The 15,515-nt window shown below is 44.3% G+C and carries 13 protein-coding genes; 2 read left to right on the forward strand and 11 right to left on the reverse strand.

Annotated elements, in window-relative coordinates; translation table 11 throughout:
• Positions 1-27 precede the first annotated feature (27 nt).
• The 11 genes from HMPREF9009_RS06260 to HMPREF9009_RS06310 all read right to left on the reverse strand — a co-directional run bounded on the left by HMPREF9009_RS06260 (position 28) and on the right by HMPREF9009_RS06310 (position 12,283).
• The gene (locus HMPREF9009_RS06260; protein WP_049701735.1) at positions 28-696 is read right to left on the reverse strand and encodes a hypothetical protein; all 669 of its coding nucleotides are present in this window, start codon (positions 694-696) and stop codon (positions 28-30) included.
• Between the two features lie 70 nt (positions 697-766).
• Positions 767-1,654 (reverse strand): ABC transporter ATP-binding protein, encoded by an 888-nt coding sequence (locus HMPREF9009_RS06265; protein WP_049701736.1) that lies wholly within the window; start codon positions 1,652-1,654, stop codon positions 767-769.
• Between the two features lie 23 nt (positions 1,655-1,677).
• A complete protein-coding gene (locus HMPREF9009_RS06270) occupies positions 1,678-2,244 on the reverse strand; it encodes a PepSY-associated TM helix domain-containing protein (protein ID WP_008770373.1) in 567 nt (188 codons plus the stop codon).
• Positions 2,231-2,818 (reverse strand): hypothetical protein, encoded by a 588-nt coding sequence (locus tag HMPREF9009_RS06275; protein WP_049701737.1) that lies wholly within the window; start codon positions 2,816-2,818, stop codon positions 2,231-2,233. Before HMPREF9009_RS06275 ends, HMPREF9009_RS06270 begins: the two co-directional genes overlap by 14 nt.
• Before the next feature lie 115 nt (positions 2,819-2,933).
• Entirely contained in the window at positions 2,934-4,556 is a 1,623-nt protein-coding gene (locus tag HMPREF9009_RS06280; RefSeq protein WP_049701738.1) for a fimbrillin family protein, read from the reverse strand.
• 58 nt (positions 4,557-4,614) lie between these two features.
• Positions 4,615-6,126, reverse strand: coding sequence for a DUF6850 family outer membrane beta-barrel protein (locus HMPREF9009_RS06285; protein WP_008642974.1), 1,512 nt, complete (start codon positions 6,124-6,126; stop codon positions 4,615-4,617).
• On the reverse strand, positions 6,119-7,351 hold the full coding sequence (locus HMPREF9009_RS06290; RefSeq protein ID WP_049702280.1) for a DUF4876 domain-containing protein: 1,233 nt from the start codon (positions 7,349-7,351) through the stop codon (positions 6,119-6,121). Before HMPREF9009_RS06290 ends, HMPREF9009_RS06285 begins: the two co-directional genes overlap by 8 nt.
• 4 nt (positions 7,352-7,355) lie before the next feature.
• The gene (locus HMPREF9009_RS06295; RefSeq protein WP_049701739.1) at positions 7,356-10,193 is read right to left on the reverse strand and encodes a TonB-dependent receptor; all 2,838 of its coding nucleotides are present in this window, start codon (positions 10,191-10,193) and stop codon (positions 7,356-7,358) included.
• A 241-nt stretch (positions 10,194-10,434) separates the two neighbouring features.
• Entirely contained in the window at positions 10,435-11,442 is a 1,008-nt protein-coding gene (locus HMPREF9009_RS06300) for an aspartate-semialdehyde dehydrogenase (RefSeq protein ID WP_008642977.1), read from the reverse strand.
• Between the two features lie 177 nt (positions 11,443-11,619).
• A complete protein-coding gene (locus HMPREF9009_RS06305; protein ID WP_009039798.1) occupies positions 11,620-12,006 on the reverse strand; it encodes a HepT-like ribonuclease domain-containing protein in 387 nt (128 codons plus the stop codon).
• On the reverse strand, positions 11,990-12,283 hold the full coding sequence (locus tag HMPREF9009_RS06310; protein WP_009039799.1) for a nucleotidyltransferase family protein: 294 nt from the start codon (positions 12,281-12,283) through the stop codon (positions 11,990-11,992). The genes HMPREF9009_RS06305 and HMPREF9009_RS06310 overlap by 17 nt, the downstream gene beginning before the upstream one ends.
• A gap of 372 nt (positions 12,284-12,655) precedes the next feature.
• Here HMPREF9009_RS06310 and HMPREF9009_RS06315 point away from each other — a divergent pair, with 372 nt between their 5' ends.
• Positions 12,656-14,791, forward strand: a complete 2,136-nt coding sequence (locus HMPREF9009_RS06315) for a cation:proton antiporter domain-containing protein (RefSeq protein ID WP_004314883.1) — start codon at positions 12,656-12,658, stop codon at positions 14,789-14,791.
• The gene (locus tag HMPREF9009_RS06320; RefSeq protein ID WP_118218348.1) at positions 14,773-15,507 is read left to right on the forward strand and encodes a tRNA threonylcarbamoyladenosine dehydratase; all 735 of its coding nucleotides are present in this window, start codon (positions 14,773-14,775) and stop codon (positions 15,505-15,507) included. Before HMPREF9009_RS06315 ends, HMPREF9009_RS06320 begins: the two co-directional genes overlap by 19 nt.
• Positions 15,508-15,515 lie beyond the last annotated feature (8 nt).

Below are 15,515 nucleotides of genomic sequence, written 5' to 3' on the forward strand. Positions count from 1 at the left end.
ATTTTAAATCTTTAATTTTTTTATTGGTTAATCCTGTTTTCCGGCCTTGAACCGTACGATAGAGAGCCACGAGAAAGAGGCTGTCAACAAAGTATAGACCACTAAATAAGGGAGAAACTTGTTGTATGCTTCCGGTGTAGGCGACAGGAAGAAGATTCGGAGTAACAATACTGCGATAATGAGATTCAGGATACGGCGTTTCCATGCCGGTTCGAGGCAAATCCATGCGACGAGTAGATAGCCGGAGATGCCGGCGAGATACCACGTTAAAGCGGTAAGCAGTATGTGGTTTTTGAGCTCATGGGCAAGGATTCCGTTCAGATATACCTCCATCAACAAGAAATTGGAAGCGAAGCAGACAAGAAGCAGTATGAGCCCGGAGAGTAACATATTGCCCGTCATTTTCAGTTCCGGATAAGGCAGATGGAGGGTCAGTTTCAAACATTTGCGTTGCATCTCGGGGACAAATTGCACGATTGCCATCAGGATTCCGGCAATCAGAGGGATATATTGCAACATATCAATGAAGATGACATCCCGTTGCAGCATGACTTCCCATACATGGGCAGCCCCTTTCATTTCTACCACCCGGTTGATGCGGAGCATACAGTAGCCTGTAAAACCAAGTGTGGCGAGCACGGCAAGCAGAAAATACCACCGTGTCTTTATCCATTCTTTATAAAATATAGCGTACATTCTTGAGGATTTATGATTTATGAATGATGATTTATGGGTTACGAGTTGCCAACTCTTATTCTTAATTTAATCAGTATTTCCCGGTGAGGCCGATAAAGGCATCTTCCAAATTGACTTGCTCACAGTGCAAGTCTGTATAGGGCACTGACATTGATTTCAGTTTGGCTTCTGTTTCTGCCGGTTGCAGGAAGGAGAAAGTCTCCAACTGGTTCCGCATGATGGAAGGATGGTAGAAATCATCCGATGCAGGAAGCTCGTAACCTTCGGGAATGGTGAAGGTGTAGCGGCGTCCTTTTTCCAGTAATTCGGCGATTGGTTTCTGAATCAGTATCTTTCCGTAGTCCATAATAATACAGTCGTCAACGAGACGTTCCATATCCTGAATGATATGCGAGGTCAGAAAGACGGTTTTACCTTCCGAACGGGCATAGTCGCGGAGATAGTCCACAAACAGGCGGCGGTAGCCGGGATCGAGTCCGAGCGAGAAGTCGTCCAGTACCAGAAGTTCCGGGTTTTGTGCGAGAATCAGTCCGAGAGCTACTTGAGAGCGCTGTCCGCAGGACATACGTGAGATGCGCTGTCTGGTAGCTACTTTCAATTTATTCATCAGTTCGTAGTACGCTTCTTTTTTCCACTGGCCGGGGTAGAAGGCTGCGTAGAATTTTTCTATTTCGGTGATGGTCATGAATTGGTATTGCACATGACCTTCGATGAGCAGTCCGATATGGCGGCGCAGAGCCGGTGCCATGGTCTGTATCTCCTGTCCGAAGATGCGACATTCTCCCGAACGGGGTTTCAGGTAACCGCTCAAGATATTGATAGTGGTGGTTTTGCCCGTACCGTTCTTTCCCAATAGTCCTAGGATACGTCCTTTGGGCACTGTGAAACTAAGGTTTTCGTAAATCAACCGTTTACCGTAGTAGTGCGTCAGGTTGTTACATTCGATAATTTGTTCCATTTGATTTTATCTGTTATTTCGATTCAAAAGAAGAAAAGGAAAAGAATGGGAATTAAGATTCCAACAATGAGTTCTATTCCTCCTCTGCCGATAATGCCCTTGTTCCCTTTCAGCATGATGATGCCGGAAAGAGTAATGATAATAAGGGCGATAGCGAAAATATCCGCGAAGTAAGTCCACCATTGTCCCGGATTGTAATGTAAACGGGACATCGCTCCGATAAGCGGGCGACGGGTGACGGATTCATATACCGCTTCTCCTGTCTTCACGTTTATCAGGAGGTTGGAGCCGCCTTTCAGGAAGACTTTCATTACGTCCGTTTTCGGGAAGTAAAATTTGGTATAGTTGCCGGTTTCTCCCAACGGTTCCAGTAGAGTAAGTACTTTCTCTTTACTCATTCCTGCTTTGTCCGGTAGCTTTTCCGCTATTTTATATTCTTTCCGTGTGATGGAGAAGTTCGGATTAATCGTGTCACGGTGATTCATTACAATTCCGGAAATGGCATATATCAATACCATTCCGGAAAAGAAAAATGACAGGTCACGGTGTATGAGCCGACTCCATTTACGGACAGTACTACTCCACTTCATACGAGTTGGCTTCCATAAAATAGAAAGATAAATACTCTTTTCCTGTTTCTGCTTTGCGGTCGGCTATTTTTGCGCGGAAGTCTGCGATGCGGGCTTCGGGACTGTTGGCTGTTTCGCCACGCGCTTTCTTTTCAGAGTCGCATCCGGCTTCACCGGTTCCGTGTTTTTCGGCAGCTTGTGCTTTGAGTTGTGCTTCCCAGTTTTGGAGGTAGGCTTCGTCGATGCGTTGTTCTTTCAATGTTCCGGTAACACGGACGATAGAGTTCACGCATTTAGGGTCGAAGGCTCCCAATGTTCCGGCTTCTACACGGATCACTTGGGTATCGTCACTGCCCATCAGGAAGATTTTCTTTGCACCATGTTTGCAGGTATGTGTGCAAACGCCTTCAATAGTTACTTCTTGTCCTGCAAGGTTTTCGGCATTGGCAAGGAGAGAATCAATTTCCAAAGCGGAAGATGCAGACTGCTCTGTAGTCACTTCTGATGCGCTTTTCTGTTGTTTGTTACCACATGAAGTTCCGATAAAAGTCATTGCCATAAGGGCAATTGCGATTGTTAGCTTTTTTGTTTTCATTGTTATTGCTTCATTTTTATATAGTTTGTAATCTGTTTTTCGTTTGTTTATAGCTTTTAATAGTTCGCCTTACGGGCGGGGAGTTTCAACCATGCTTGAAACAAATACTACTCCTTTAGTTGGCAGCTTGATCCCTTACGCAACGGAGTTGCATACCGGCTTTAATGCTGACATAAGATAATGATAATCTGCCTTCCGAATACTTTGCATTGATTGTACTCATTAATCCAAAGAACTGTATATTGGTAAGTAGTCCGCTGGTGCTATTGTATACGGGCTTGAAGGCAGTCGAAGTCATAAGATAATTCATTGCCGGTTTTCCGTGCCATGCAGTTTGAATATTGGCATCTTCTGCTATTGCCGTTTTTTGATAGCTGCCGGCACCTGTAAGGCTTGTTGCCATACGAACGCCGGAGAATTGGTAATTGAATCCTGCATTATTCAGTGATGATATTTTGGCACCGTCATAAACTGCATCATAGAAAAGAGCTTTATCACCATTAGCCGGTACCTTGCCGTCGACATCATTCGTTGTTTTTCCTACCAGATTAAAGTATTCCAGACGTGTTGGTATGTGCCAACCTTTCGGACAAATACCTTGCGCTCCTTCAAAAGAGTTCAGATTACTTTCAGTAATTTCCTTACCGCCCAGTGCAACTTGGAAATCATATAGATAACCTAATTCTTTGATAGCACTTTCCTCTGTTGTGGCTACGGTTGCACCGTCAGCTTTGATTTCATACGGGTACCAAACATGGCTATCAGCAGTAGGATCGGTAGAAGGAGTATATCCTTTCGGAAGATAGATAAGCGGTTCAGCCATCCACGTAGTACCGTTTGCCAAAGTTACCGTGTTATATTTTACATTATCGTATAAGAAATAGTTCTCATCGAGATGTTCTTCGAAAGGAATCTCATTGTCTGCTCCGATTTCACCTTCATCTGTCCAGTTTTCGATGTCACCGATAAGTTTAACCTCTATATCGTCAGGCAATACACGGATGTTTACGCTGTATTGTCCTCCTTGCGCTAAAGTAGTAGATGTGAGTTTCTGCGACAAGGTCTTGCCATCAGAAGTTGCTACTTCGAGCGTCAAAGCTACCGTTTGGGGAACGATGAGGGCGCGGTAAGTTTTGTTCGCTTCAACAACCTGTGCCGTAATGTTTGTAGCTGCGACATTCGCGTCAGCAGTAACTGTAAGGGCAGCCAGATCAAGAGTTGCAGTCGGGATAGAGCCTTTCAATGCAATGGATGTTATGTTGGCTTCTACTTCCTTTGTTACATTAATGACCAGTTTGGTAAGCAGATGCTTAAAGTTCATTGTTATAGTATTTACAGTAGGAAGTACATCTTTATTGCTTGCTGCCATAAGGTCTGATGCCCCATATCCGGTGGTCTGATCGGCTTCTACAGAAAAAGAAGTAGGAGTATTACCTTCTCTATAAGGATAGTATGCTACTATCTGCGATTTGTCATTTCCTTCCGGGTACCAAAGCAAGTCACCTGCAAATACTCCGTCATTGAATGTCATCTGTTTATTTTCCGCATATACGAAGTCACCGTTTTGGATGATTGTAACGCCAATTTTATCTCCGGTCTCAAAGTTAACTTCGGTAGCGCGTGTGATAACAGGCGAGATAGTAATACGACTGTTGGCAGGTGTCAGCGTTTCGTTCTCTTCCTGCTGGCAAGATACCAGAAGTGCTGCTGCAAAGATAAATGTTAAACTCTTTTTCATTGCTTAATAATTTAGTTTATATATATATTCATTGTTTTCAAAAAGCATATCCCGGTCCTCAAAAAGTATATCCTAACTTGATAGTCTCATTCCAACGGCTCGAACCATCTATATAGTGAAGGTTGAAACCGCGTGTATAACTTCCCTGTACTTCAGCATAGATCCCATGGTTGAAATGATAGCGTAAACCGAGACGAAGCGTTGCTTGTGGAGCAGTAGCATATTCATTCTGCAGATTATAATAATCTGTCAGGCGATAAGGAGGATCACCCGGCTCCGTATCTGTTGTAATGACTCTGCTTTTCTCAGTAGAGTTTCCTATGGCAAAGGAAGCGGCTGCCTTTAAGTCAAATTTCCCTATATGAAACACGCTGGATACATACGTCTGCGTACAAAGCATCTTTTCCGACGCTACATACGGATACATCTGGGTAGTCAGTCGTTTGAAAGTTGAAATATGTGTTCCCAAACGAACTTCTGTACGAGGACTTATAAATTCATATTCGGGATGGACCGAGAAAGCATCTCTTTCGAAAATGCGGTTGGAGCCGTTGATATAAGTCGTCGTTATTCCGTTAACAGTCTCCTTATTAATCACATTCTCGTTGTTGACCAAATGTGACCATTGCAGGTTCAATCGTAGAAAATGCTCTTTCTTTCCCTGTTTGAAATGATAACTCAAATGAGAGGCAATCCGGTGAGTGGGGAATTTGAACCAGATAGCATCTCTTTCACCGGCAGACCCCGAAGAATAGGTATATTCGATATCTCCATAAAATCTCTTCCATTGAAGTTGCAGTGCTCCCCCGTTAGACAGTTCTTTGATCGGAAAGCCGTTGATTCCCGATTCGCTTAGATGAATCCCGCTGCCGTCCCATGCTTCATAAGCTCCATACATCAGTCCTTTGTCCAAGAAGGCGTTGTAGGAGTTTTCGGTAGTCCCGATTACTTCCGCCTTGACCGATTCGCTGTTTTTGCTGAACATATAAGAAAAACCGATGGCTAGATCGCCCGAGTGATACATCACACTGGGGGCTACTTTCAAATCCAGCCGGTAATTGGTATGTCGCAAGTCTTTCCGTTTGGAATAGTTGGAGGCGGCAAAGTCAATCTTTCCTCCCAATCGCCAGTTAGGTGCAATATCTGATGCAATACCGCCCATAAAAGCGTATCGTTGCAGGTCTTTGCGTCCGGGAGTGAACTCTAGAATGTCTACCGGATAAAATCCCGGCTGGATAAACATGGAACCACTCATGTCCTTACCGGAAGTATGATCGAATGAGAAAGAACCAGTCAGCGAATACCCTTTCAGATGAGTGATAGACTTGGCTATTGCTCCGGCATTCCATGATTTCTCCGCTTCGTAAGAGTGGTGGAAATCACCATGGTTATTCTTACCATACAGTTCGGCATAGGAAGAAGAGATGCTATCCATCCTGATACCTGTAACATTTTTTCCGGTATTCCAGGAATTACGCCGTTCTATAATGTCGTAAGTCTGTGCCGAAACACCGTACACTATACATAGTAACCAAAGACCTGTTATATATATTTTTTTCATCTCACTCATGCAAAGATTGTTTTTCTCTTTCATAAAAATCGGTAGAAGAGTTGTTGGTGTCCATCAATACTTCATAACCTGCTTCCTGCGTAGCTTCTTCGTCCACATGTCGATATAAGCTGCGTCCGTTGTATGTCGCACTTTGAGTGACATATCCTGCGTCGATGGAAGGAGATATACGTTTCTTGTTGTTGGAGGAACCACCGTAGTACACTTCCGATCCATCAATCACCCAGTCGAGCGGAACTGCTATCACCCGGTCGGTGGTACTTCCCGGTTTTTGTATCACACTTCCCTCTTTTAGAACAAAGTCCTGTATCGTGGTATCCTTAGCTTTAAAGATAACCGTAGCAGGAGAAAAGATAGAGAACGAGTAAGCATTCGCCTGTCCGGTTTTCAATACCACGTTCAGATAATGATCCGGTGTGATTTGATCCCCCGGAGCCGGATGATACTGTGTATTCGGAAAATAAACGTTATTGTAGCAGACAAAGTATCCCGGTTTGTTCAGATTGACAGATTGCGGGTATTGCGCTGCATGGTCAACTGCCCCATTGATGGCAATCACTGCATCTTCTCCCGGTTGAAGCGGGAAAGTCTTGCCGGTACCGCCAAACTGCCAGATGCACTGAACGATGGGAGCAAAATCCCGGAAGATGGTTGCTCCGGTTATTTCATCCTGCGTTACCCAGACATTGGTAGCTTGGGAATTGTAAGGATCAAGCGCTCCGAAACATAAACTATCGAGATATTGCACTTCCGAATCGTTATTATGCAGGATTATATATTTGTCGGACTGGTAGTTTCCCTCCAGCGGCAACTTTGTACATCCTCCGCAATAAATCTCCTTAATAATAATAGCCCCGGCTCTGGAATGGATGAGCGGGAGGTTGAACGCCATGTTTCCGCTGGTCAGTTTCACATTATCGGCCAGTCCGTTGAAAATATCCTGTCCGTCCTTGTCGCTGACCTGCACGCGATATATACCTTTAGTCAGAGAGAATTGCGCCACTCCGTTCTTGTCGGTTTTAGCCTTGTAAGAATTTCCACGATCGACATCTTCAATCTTTACGGTCACTCCTTCCCGGAGATATTCCGAGTATCCATCCGGGTATACGGCAGTCACTTGCAGGCTGTGCAACTGATCGTCGTACGGATTCTCTTTATCAAGATCCGTGCATCCTGCAAAGATCCCGGTCACTGTTAGTAATAATATGTAGATAGACTGCTTCATATCTTTAAAATTTAATACGGCAAGTAAGTCCATAATAGAAATCCGGGGTAAAGAGCGCGCTCACACCGGTTGCATGAGATTTTACATACGGCCGTGAATTGGTGAAATTGATAGCGTTGAGAGAAAGAGACACATGGTCGCCAATCTCTTTGGTTATGTTGATATTGGCGGAGAAATAAGGATCATATCCATCCGCTGCAAATGTGTAGGCATTGCCCGATTTGCGTATCAGATAAGAGAATTCCGGATTCTCGGCTTCGGCTGACGTGAAAGGATGCATCTCATTGTTCAGGTCGAGATATGCCACCGGCCAGATAGCCGTATAAGAGTCACCGTTATAAATGCTTCCACCCGTTTGGGCATTGCTGCTTTCACTTACGTTGAACGCGTATTCTTTTCCCTTATATTCGGAGATATTCTGCGAACGCTTCACAAGCGAAGCCTCCAGTCTGCATGAAATAATCAGTCTGGCTTTCGGAATACGGGTGATGGCTGTGATATTGGCATCCAATGAGTGGGTACGTTTACCGTTGGCAGTCGTCGATAAGTTGTCGCCATTGGCATAGATACCTACATATTGGTAGGAGCGGTTGGCAAGACTGGTGTGCGACCATCCGTTCTGATAATAATAGGACAAAGAATTGTCGATATATTTAGTATAAGCATAGGAGGCATCTAACCGGAATTGCGTACGGATAGGAGTTATTTCCGGGAAATCAACAATCATTTCCGCTCCACGGCGAATGACGTCCATTCCATTATCGGGAGAGGTTGACTTGACAAAAGTCTGGTCGGTCACCTTTACATCCATAGGAGTCCAGTAGCTCGATGCATTGTCACGTATGTACACCATTCCCGTCTGATTATCCACATTGATTTGCGGATTAGTCGGCATAGTGAATCCCTCCGGTAATTGGAGAACATCGTAAGAGAACGGGTTATAGGAACTCGTGTATTTATACGGTAACTTGGTACGGTTGAAATAACCGACTAGCGAAATCCTGGTCCGGGCTATATGGACGTCAATGCCCAATTCCGAATTCTGATTCCGTTGCCAGCGTAGATTCTCATTGTGCAGTAATGTGTAGGGCTGGCTGTAATAGATATAAGATGATTCATTGTTATTATAGGAAAAACCGAATGTCTGTATGTCCCGGTATTCCTGTTTGGGGTACAAGGTATAGAAAGAGGGAAGCTTTTCAGTGATTCCCCAACCGCCACGGATAGCGATATGTTCGTTCAACTGCCATCTGGCATTGAAACGTGGTGAAAGAGTATTCAGGTTTTTATAGTTCGTTCCCTTGATAAACAAATGTTCCCAACGCACTCCCGCCATCAGTCTAAGCAGGGTGTTTCCCACTGGTAACGACAGACTTTCTTCGGCATAAAGCGAAACGTTATGCATATATGGATAAGCGGTGTAAGGGCGGGGGCGATAACCGTTCGGAGCCAGTGAAGGGTCTTTGTAATATTCTCCTTCACCCACATTCCCTGTTGCTTTCCACTGAACACCCGCTTTCAGGTTGCTGTTTACAGTCTTGAACCGTCTGTTCCATTCATACTTTAACGATGCGGCATAATCCAGTTCTTTGGAGTCGATGATCTGATCTGCGAAGTAGGTATATGGCAGTTTGCTTGCCATAAAATATCCTTCTTGCGTGGCATGAACAGCCGGCTGTTCCGATGTATACGAATAGAAAGTATGTGCATGGGAGTTATTGTCATTGTAGTATACCGATGCGTCGAACTTGAGGTTGGTGACCCACGATTTATTGAGCAGCCAGGCCAGTGAAGTGTTTGCCCGGAATACGTTATCCCTCACTTTGTTGTATTCTCCCGAATAGGCATCCGGGTCATCTTTGGTATTCATTCCTCCGATATTACCTGTAACACCGATATCGAATCTGAACACTTTGCTGAAAGTGTTGCTATATCCGGCAGAGAATCCCCTTCTTGTATAAGACGAATAGGGAGATACCAACTTTTGGGTAGCCTTTGTCCATTCTCCGTTTATGTTGATAACGCCTTTGTCGTTTCCTAAATCCAATCCTTTGGAGAAGGAAACCTGTTCGGTGCGGGGATTGATGGACAATAATATGTTCCAGGGTGTTTTCCCTTTCCGGGTGTGAATCTTGACCATTCCGCTATTCAAATCCCCGTATTCAGCCGAAGGTACTCCGGTGATGACTTCAACCGATTCAATATCCGCCACGGTGATATTACGGGTATCTGCTCCGTTCATATTTCCAAATGAGCCATTATTGCCGATACGTACCCCATCCACTTCAACGGCTGTCCCAAAGGGTGCATTACCGGCTGTCGACCCTCCGTCGCGCAATGAGAAGATATTATTAGTGGTAAGATCCGGCACTTTTGTTTTTCCTCCCGGAAGAAGAGCGGAGATATCGCTCACGTTGGATACCTGCAAATGTTCCAGCGCATTATTACCGATAGTGAGCGTAGTGTTTAACTCATTCTTGGGCGCTTGTGCAGTAACGACTACATCATCCAGTGCAAGCGTGTTTTCTTTGAGTTCTATATGTAGGTTTTTGATATTACTGTGCACATTTACCGGAATTGTTGCCGGTACATAACCCAGAAAAGAAACTTCCAGATTATATTTTCCCTCCTGCACTCCTTGTATCGTGAATTCGCCTTTCTGATTGGATACAGCCCATAAATAGGTGCCTTTAATGAGAATGGAAGCACCGGGCAAGGGGGAATTCGTTTTGGGCTCGGTCACACGTCCCGAGATTGTATAGATGTTTGAATTAGCTGCGGCCTCAAATAAATTGAAAAATAGCAGCCCCCAGAATGCTATGTTAAAAAGACAATATTTCATAGATAAGTTTTGTGCAAAATTCGATAAAAACCAAGTTTATATCAATCACTATAAATAGTTATTTTCACAAATCTTAATACCTGCAACTGGGGATCTTTTACCTAATAATGGGTACCTTTTCTTTAATAGGTAATTTAGAAAATAAAAAAACGGCTTGCATTGCGATCACTATCACATTGCAAGCCGGTTGATTTATTGGGCTTATCTGTCATTGACCGGATATTATATCCAGTCTATTGTATTAGATATTTTTTACTTTAATCAGATATTCGGCAATCTGAACAGCATTCAGGGCAGCGCCTTTCTTGATCTGGTCACCTACAATCCAGAAAGTCAATCCGTTTTCGTTTGTCAGGTCTTTGCGGATACGGCCTACGTATACCGGATCTTTACCTGCCAGGAACAGCGGCATCGGGTATTCTTTTTCTGCCGGATTGTCCTGAAGAACCAGCCCTTCACCGTTAGCGAATGCTTCACGAGCTTCTTCTACGGAAATCGGACGTTCTGTTTCTATCCAGATACTTTCAGAGTGAGCGCGTAATGCAGGAACACGTACACAAGTTGCACTAACCTTTACGTCAGAATGCATGATCTTACGTGTTTCATTGTACATTTTCATTTCCTCTTTCGTATAACCGTTTTCTGTGAATACGTCAATCTGCGGAATCAGGTTGAAAGCCAACTGATAGGCAAACTTCTCTACAGTCACAGGCTCGTTTGCCAATACCTGGCGATATTGTTCGTACAATTCGTCCATAGCAGCAGCACCCGCACCACTTGCTGCTTGATAGGTAGACACGTGCACGGTTTTTATATGAGAAAGCTTTTCGATGGCTTTCAGTGCAACTACCATCTGGATAGTCGTACAATTCGGGTTGGCAATAACGCCACGCGGACGTTCCAATGCATCTTCGGCATTTACTTCAGGCACAACCAAAGGTACATCGGCATCCATACGGAATGCGCTGGAGTTGTCGATCATCACAGCACCATACTTGGTGATTATTTTTTCGAATTCCTTGGATGTTCCTGCACCGGCAGAAGTGAAAGCAATGTCTACCCCTTTAAAGTCATCGTTGTGTTGTAAGAGTTTCACCTCGATCTGTTTACCGCGGAAAGTGTAAGTTGTTCCGGCACTACGTTTAGAACCGAACAAAACTAACTCGTCCATCGGGAAGTTTCTCTCATCGAGCACGCGCAGGAATTCTTGTCCTACGGCTCCGCTTACGCCAACAATAGCTACTTTCATCTTTTTCTTTTGTTAAATTGTGAATATTGAATTTCTTTCCTGTCGAATAGAAAAGATTTGGCTGCAAAATTATAACAATTTAGCATATAAACATCGCTTTTGAGAGAAATATTTCAGTTTTTCGGTGGATTTCTTTAACCTTACGCGTATAATCAAGTGTGGTTGTTGGACGGAGTGTTATGTAGCGTTGTCGATGTCGGCAAGCACACGGCGGAGATCAGTCAGTAAGGGGGCGAGTTCTTCGCGGGTAATGTCAAATACCAGTTCTGTATCTACCGAAAGATACTCATGCGAGATAATATTACGCATTCCGATGATTTGCTTCCATGGGGTCGACGGGTAACGAGCAAAAAGGTTACCAGCAGTAAGTTCATCCACTTGGCGAATTGTTTCACCGATTGTTTGCAGACACATGCAGGTGGAGTTGAAAAGCACCATGCCGCTCATATTGGTGAGGAAGTCATGATAAGTTTTAACGTCAGCCGTAGTTTCAAGAACAAATACAGTCTGACGTTCCACAAAGCGGAGCATATCCGCTATTTGTTCATTAGATATAGATCGCATCGCGTTCAATATTTTGCCGGAACAACTGACGCATATTCTCGTGCAGGGTTAATAAATCTACCTTAATATGAAAAAGATGTTCAAGTTCCTCCTTGATAGCCATATAGGTGCGGAAGGTGGTTTTGTGCAACTTCACACAGATGTCAATATCGCTATCTTCTCGCTGTTCGCCCCGTGCGGCGGAGCCGAAAAGAGCAAGTTGCTCAATACCGTACTTCTCACCAGCAACACTCTTAAATTGGCGTAGCAATTCCAGAATTTCATCAGTTGTCTTCATAGGGCAATTCTCCTTTCATAGATTACTTTCTGCAAAGTTACAAAATTTCATAGAGAATAACAACGCTTTGAGGGCAATAGTTTTCATTTCTAGTATGTCAAAGAGCGATGTGGGATATTTTCCCGCTTGTTATTCTATTATTATCTTTTTCTTGTTTTTTTACGCAACGGAGAATACGATTGGTAATATATACACTCGTTGTATTCCTGTGAAGGACCTGTATAAAGATAATACGGAAAGTTGCAAGTGGTTAATTCAGTAATTTACTACTTAACTACTTACTACTTGACTACTGAATAATACGTCTGGACATTCATTGTGATTCTGCAAACTTTTTTGTTCCTTTGCATTGAATTCCTAAAGCCACAGCCTATGAACCTGTTTGATTTTAATTTAACCTTACCGATTACCGACCCGACTTGGGTATTCTTTTTGGTATTGATTATCATTCTCTTTGCTCCGATGATCCTCGGACGTCTTCATATACCTCATATTATAGGCATGATTCTGGCGGGTGTATTGATTGGCGAACACGGCTTTCATGTGCTCGACCGTGACAGCAGTTTCGAACTCTTCGGCAAAGTGGGATTATATTATATCATGTTTCTTGCCGGGCTCGAAATGGATATGGAGGACTTTAAGAAAAACCGGACGAAAAGTGTTGTGTTCGGCTGGCTCACCTTTCTGATTCCGATGGCGTTGGGAATATGGAGTAGTATGAGTATGCTGGGTTATGGCTTTCTCACGGCGGTGTTATTGGCAAGTATGTACGCTTCCCATACTTTAATAGCCTATCCTATTATTAGCCGTTATGGATTGTCGCGTTTGCGCAGCGTCAATATAACCATTGGGGGGACGGCTGTCACCGTCACTCTTGCTTTGATTATTCTTGCCGTCATAGGTGGTATGTTTAAAGGCACTGTTGATGGTTGGTTCTGGGTATTCCTTGTGGCAAAAGTGGCTTTTCTCGGATTCCTGATTGTATTCTTCTTTCCCCGTATCGGGCGTTGGTTCTTCCGGAAGTATGATGACAGCGTGATGCAGTTTGTGTTTGTGCTGGCAATGGTCTTCCTCGGAGGAGGATTGATGGAATTCGTGGGAATGGAAGGAATTTTAGGTGCTTTTCTGGCAGGCTTGGTGTTGAATCGTTTGATTCCTCATGTATCTCCTTTGATGAACCGCCTGGAGTTTGTGGGAAATGCCTTGTTTATTCCTTATTTCCTGATTGGTGTCGGGATGATTATTGATGTAAGGAGCCTGTTTACCGGAGGTGAAGCATTGAAGGTGGCTATTGTAATGACGGTGGTGGCGACCTTTAGTAAATGGTTGGCTGCCTGGATCACGCAGAAGATATACCGGATGCAGTCGAATGAACGGAGCATGATATTTGGCTTGAGTAATGCGCAGGCTGCGGCTACACTGGCAGCAGTACTGATCGGCCATGAAATCATTATGGAGAATGGAGAACGCTTGTTGAATGATGATGTATTGAACGGCACGGTAGTGATGATACTTTTCACTTGCGTCATCAGTTCTTTGGTGACCGAACGTTCGGCCCGCCGTTTCGCTCTGGATGAAAATGTGCAAGCGGAAGAAGAAGCTAAACAGATAAATAAGGAGCAGATCCTGATTCCGGTCGCTAATCCGGAGACGATTGAAGATTTGGTTAATCTGGCTTTGGTGATAAAGGATGCCAAGCAAAAGAATGCATTGGTGGCATTGAATGTGATTAATGACAATAACAGTTCGGAGAAGAAAGAGCAGCAGGGCAAACGGAATTTGGAGAAGGCTGCTATGATTGCCGCTGCCGCCGATGTGCCTGTCACGATGGTGAGCCGTTATGATTTGAATATTGCTTCGGGGATTATCCATACGATTAAAGAATATGAAGCTACGGATATTGTGATCGGTCTGCACCGGAAGGCTAATATTGTCGATTCTTTCTTCGGACATCTGGCTGAAAGCCTATTGAAAGGTACGCATCGTGAAGTGATGATTGCCAAATTCCTGATGCCGGTTAACACCCTGCGCCGAATTAATATTGCTGTTCCGCCAAAGGCTGAATATGAATCGGGTTTCTCAAAGTGGGTGGAACATTTCTGCCGTATGGGAAGCATCCTCGGCTGTCGGGTGCATTTCTTTGCCAATGAGCGTACATTGATGCGCCTTCAGCAACTGGTGAAGAAAAGACATGCAGGTACCCCGACAGAATTTTCCATCCTGGAAGAATGGGAAGATCTTCTGTTATTGACAGGACAGGTGAATTATGACCACTTGCTGGTGGTTGTTTCTGCCCGTCGCGGGTCTATCTCTTACGATACCTCTTTTGAACGTCTGCCGGCGCAACTGGGAAAATATTTCTCTAATAATAGTTTGATTATCATCTATCCCGATCAGTTTGGAGAACCGCAGGAAATTGTGTCATTCTCTGATCCGCGTGGACATAATGAGTCTCAACATTATGAGAAAGTGGGTAAATGGTTCTATAAATGGTTAAAGAAAAACTGATGGAAAGATACGACTGGCAACAGAGAACAGCACTCCTGTTAGGAGAGGAAAAGATGGAACGCATCCGGAACGCGCACGTATTGGTCGTGGGACTGGGTGGAGTGGGAGCTTACGCTGCCGAGATGATTTGCCGCGCAGGAGTCGGACGGATGACGATTGTAGATGCTGATACAGTGCAGCCTACCAATATGAATCGTCAGTTGCCGGCCATGCATTCCACATTGGGAAAGGCGAAAGCGGAAGTATTGGCTGCCCGTTATAAAGATATAAATCCGGATATCGAATTGACCGTTCTGCCCGTCTACCTGAAAGATGAGAATATACCGGAACTGTTGGATGCCAATCGATATGATTTTATAGTAGATGCTATTGATACGATCAGTCCGAAATGCTTTCTGATTTATGAGGCGATGAAACGTCGTATAAAGATTGTTTCCAGTATGGGGGCAGGAGCGAAGAGTGACATCACCCAAGTTCGTTTTGCCGATCTTTGGGAGACGTATCATTGCGGTTTGAGCAAGGCGGTACGGAAACGCTTGCAGAAGATGGGAATGAAACGGAAACTTCCGGTAGTGTTCAGTACGGAACAAGCCGACCCGAAAGCCGTGTTGCTGACGGATGATGAACAGAATAAGAAATCGACGTGTGGAACAGTCAGTTATATGCCGGTCGTGTTTGGGTGCTATCTGGCTGAATATGTCATTAAACGATTATAAAGGCTATT

It is taken from the genome of Bacteroides sp. 3_1_13 (genome assembly GCF_001185845.1).
GTDB lineage: Bacteria > Bacteroidota > Bacteroidia > Bacteroidales > Bacteroidaceae > Bacteroides > Bacteroides xylanisolvens.

Coding starts and splice junctions, on each gene's coding strand:
- HMPREF9009_RS06290 (WP_049702280.1), bottom strand. CDS start 7,351: ATGAAGCAGTCTATCTACATATTATTACTAACAGTGACCGGGATCTTT.
- HMPREF9009_RS06280 (WP_049701738.1), bottom strand. CDS start 4,556: ATGAAAAAGAGTTTAACATTTATCTTTGCAGCAGCACTTCTGGTATCT.
- HMPREF9009_RS06310 (WP_009039799.1), bottom strand. CDS start 12,283: ATGAAGACAACTGATGAAATTCTGGAATTGCTACGCCAATTTAAGAGT.
- HMPREF9009_RS06305 (WP_009039798.1), bottom strand. CDS start 12,006: ATGCGATCTATATCTAATGAACAAATAGCGGATATGCTCCGCTTTGTG.
- HMPREF9009_RS06275 (WP_049701737.1), bottom strand. CDS start 2,818: ATGAAAACAAAAAAGCTAACAATCGCAATTGCCCTTATGGCAATGACT.
- HMPREF9009_RS06300 (WP_008642977.1), bottom strand. CDS start 11,442: ATGAAAGTAGCTATTGTTGGCGTAAGCGGAGCCGTAGGACAAGAATTC.
- HMPREF9009_RS06315 (WP_004314883.1), top strand. CDS start 12,656: ATGAACCTGTTTGATTTTAATTTAACCTTACCGATTACCGACCCGACT.
- HMPREF9009_RS06295 (WP_049701739.1), bottom strand. CDS start 10,193: ATGAAATATTGTCTTTTTAACATAGCATTCTGGGGGCTGCTATTTTTC.
- HMPREF9009_RS06320 (WP_118218348.1), top strand. CDS start 14,773: ATGGTTAAAGAAAAACTGATGGAAAGATACGACTGGCAACAGAGAACA.
- HMPREF9009_RS06260 (WP_049701735.1), bottom strand. CDS start 696: ATGTACGCTATATTTTATAAAGAATGGATAAAGACACGGTGGTATTTT.
- HMPREF9009_RS06285 (WP_008642974.1), bottom strand. CDS start 6,126: ATGAGTGAGATGAAAAAAATATATATAACAGGTCTTTGGTTACTATGT.
- HMPREF9009_RS06270 (WP_008770373.1), bottom strand. CDS start 2,244: ATGAAGTGGAGTAGTACTGTCCGTAAATGGAGTCGGCTCATACACCGT.
- HMPREF9009_RS06265 (WP_049701736.1), bottom strand. CDS start 1,654: ATGGAACAAATTATCGAATGTAACAACCTGACGCACTACTACGGTAAA.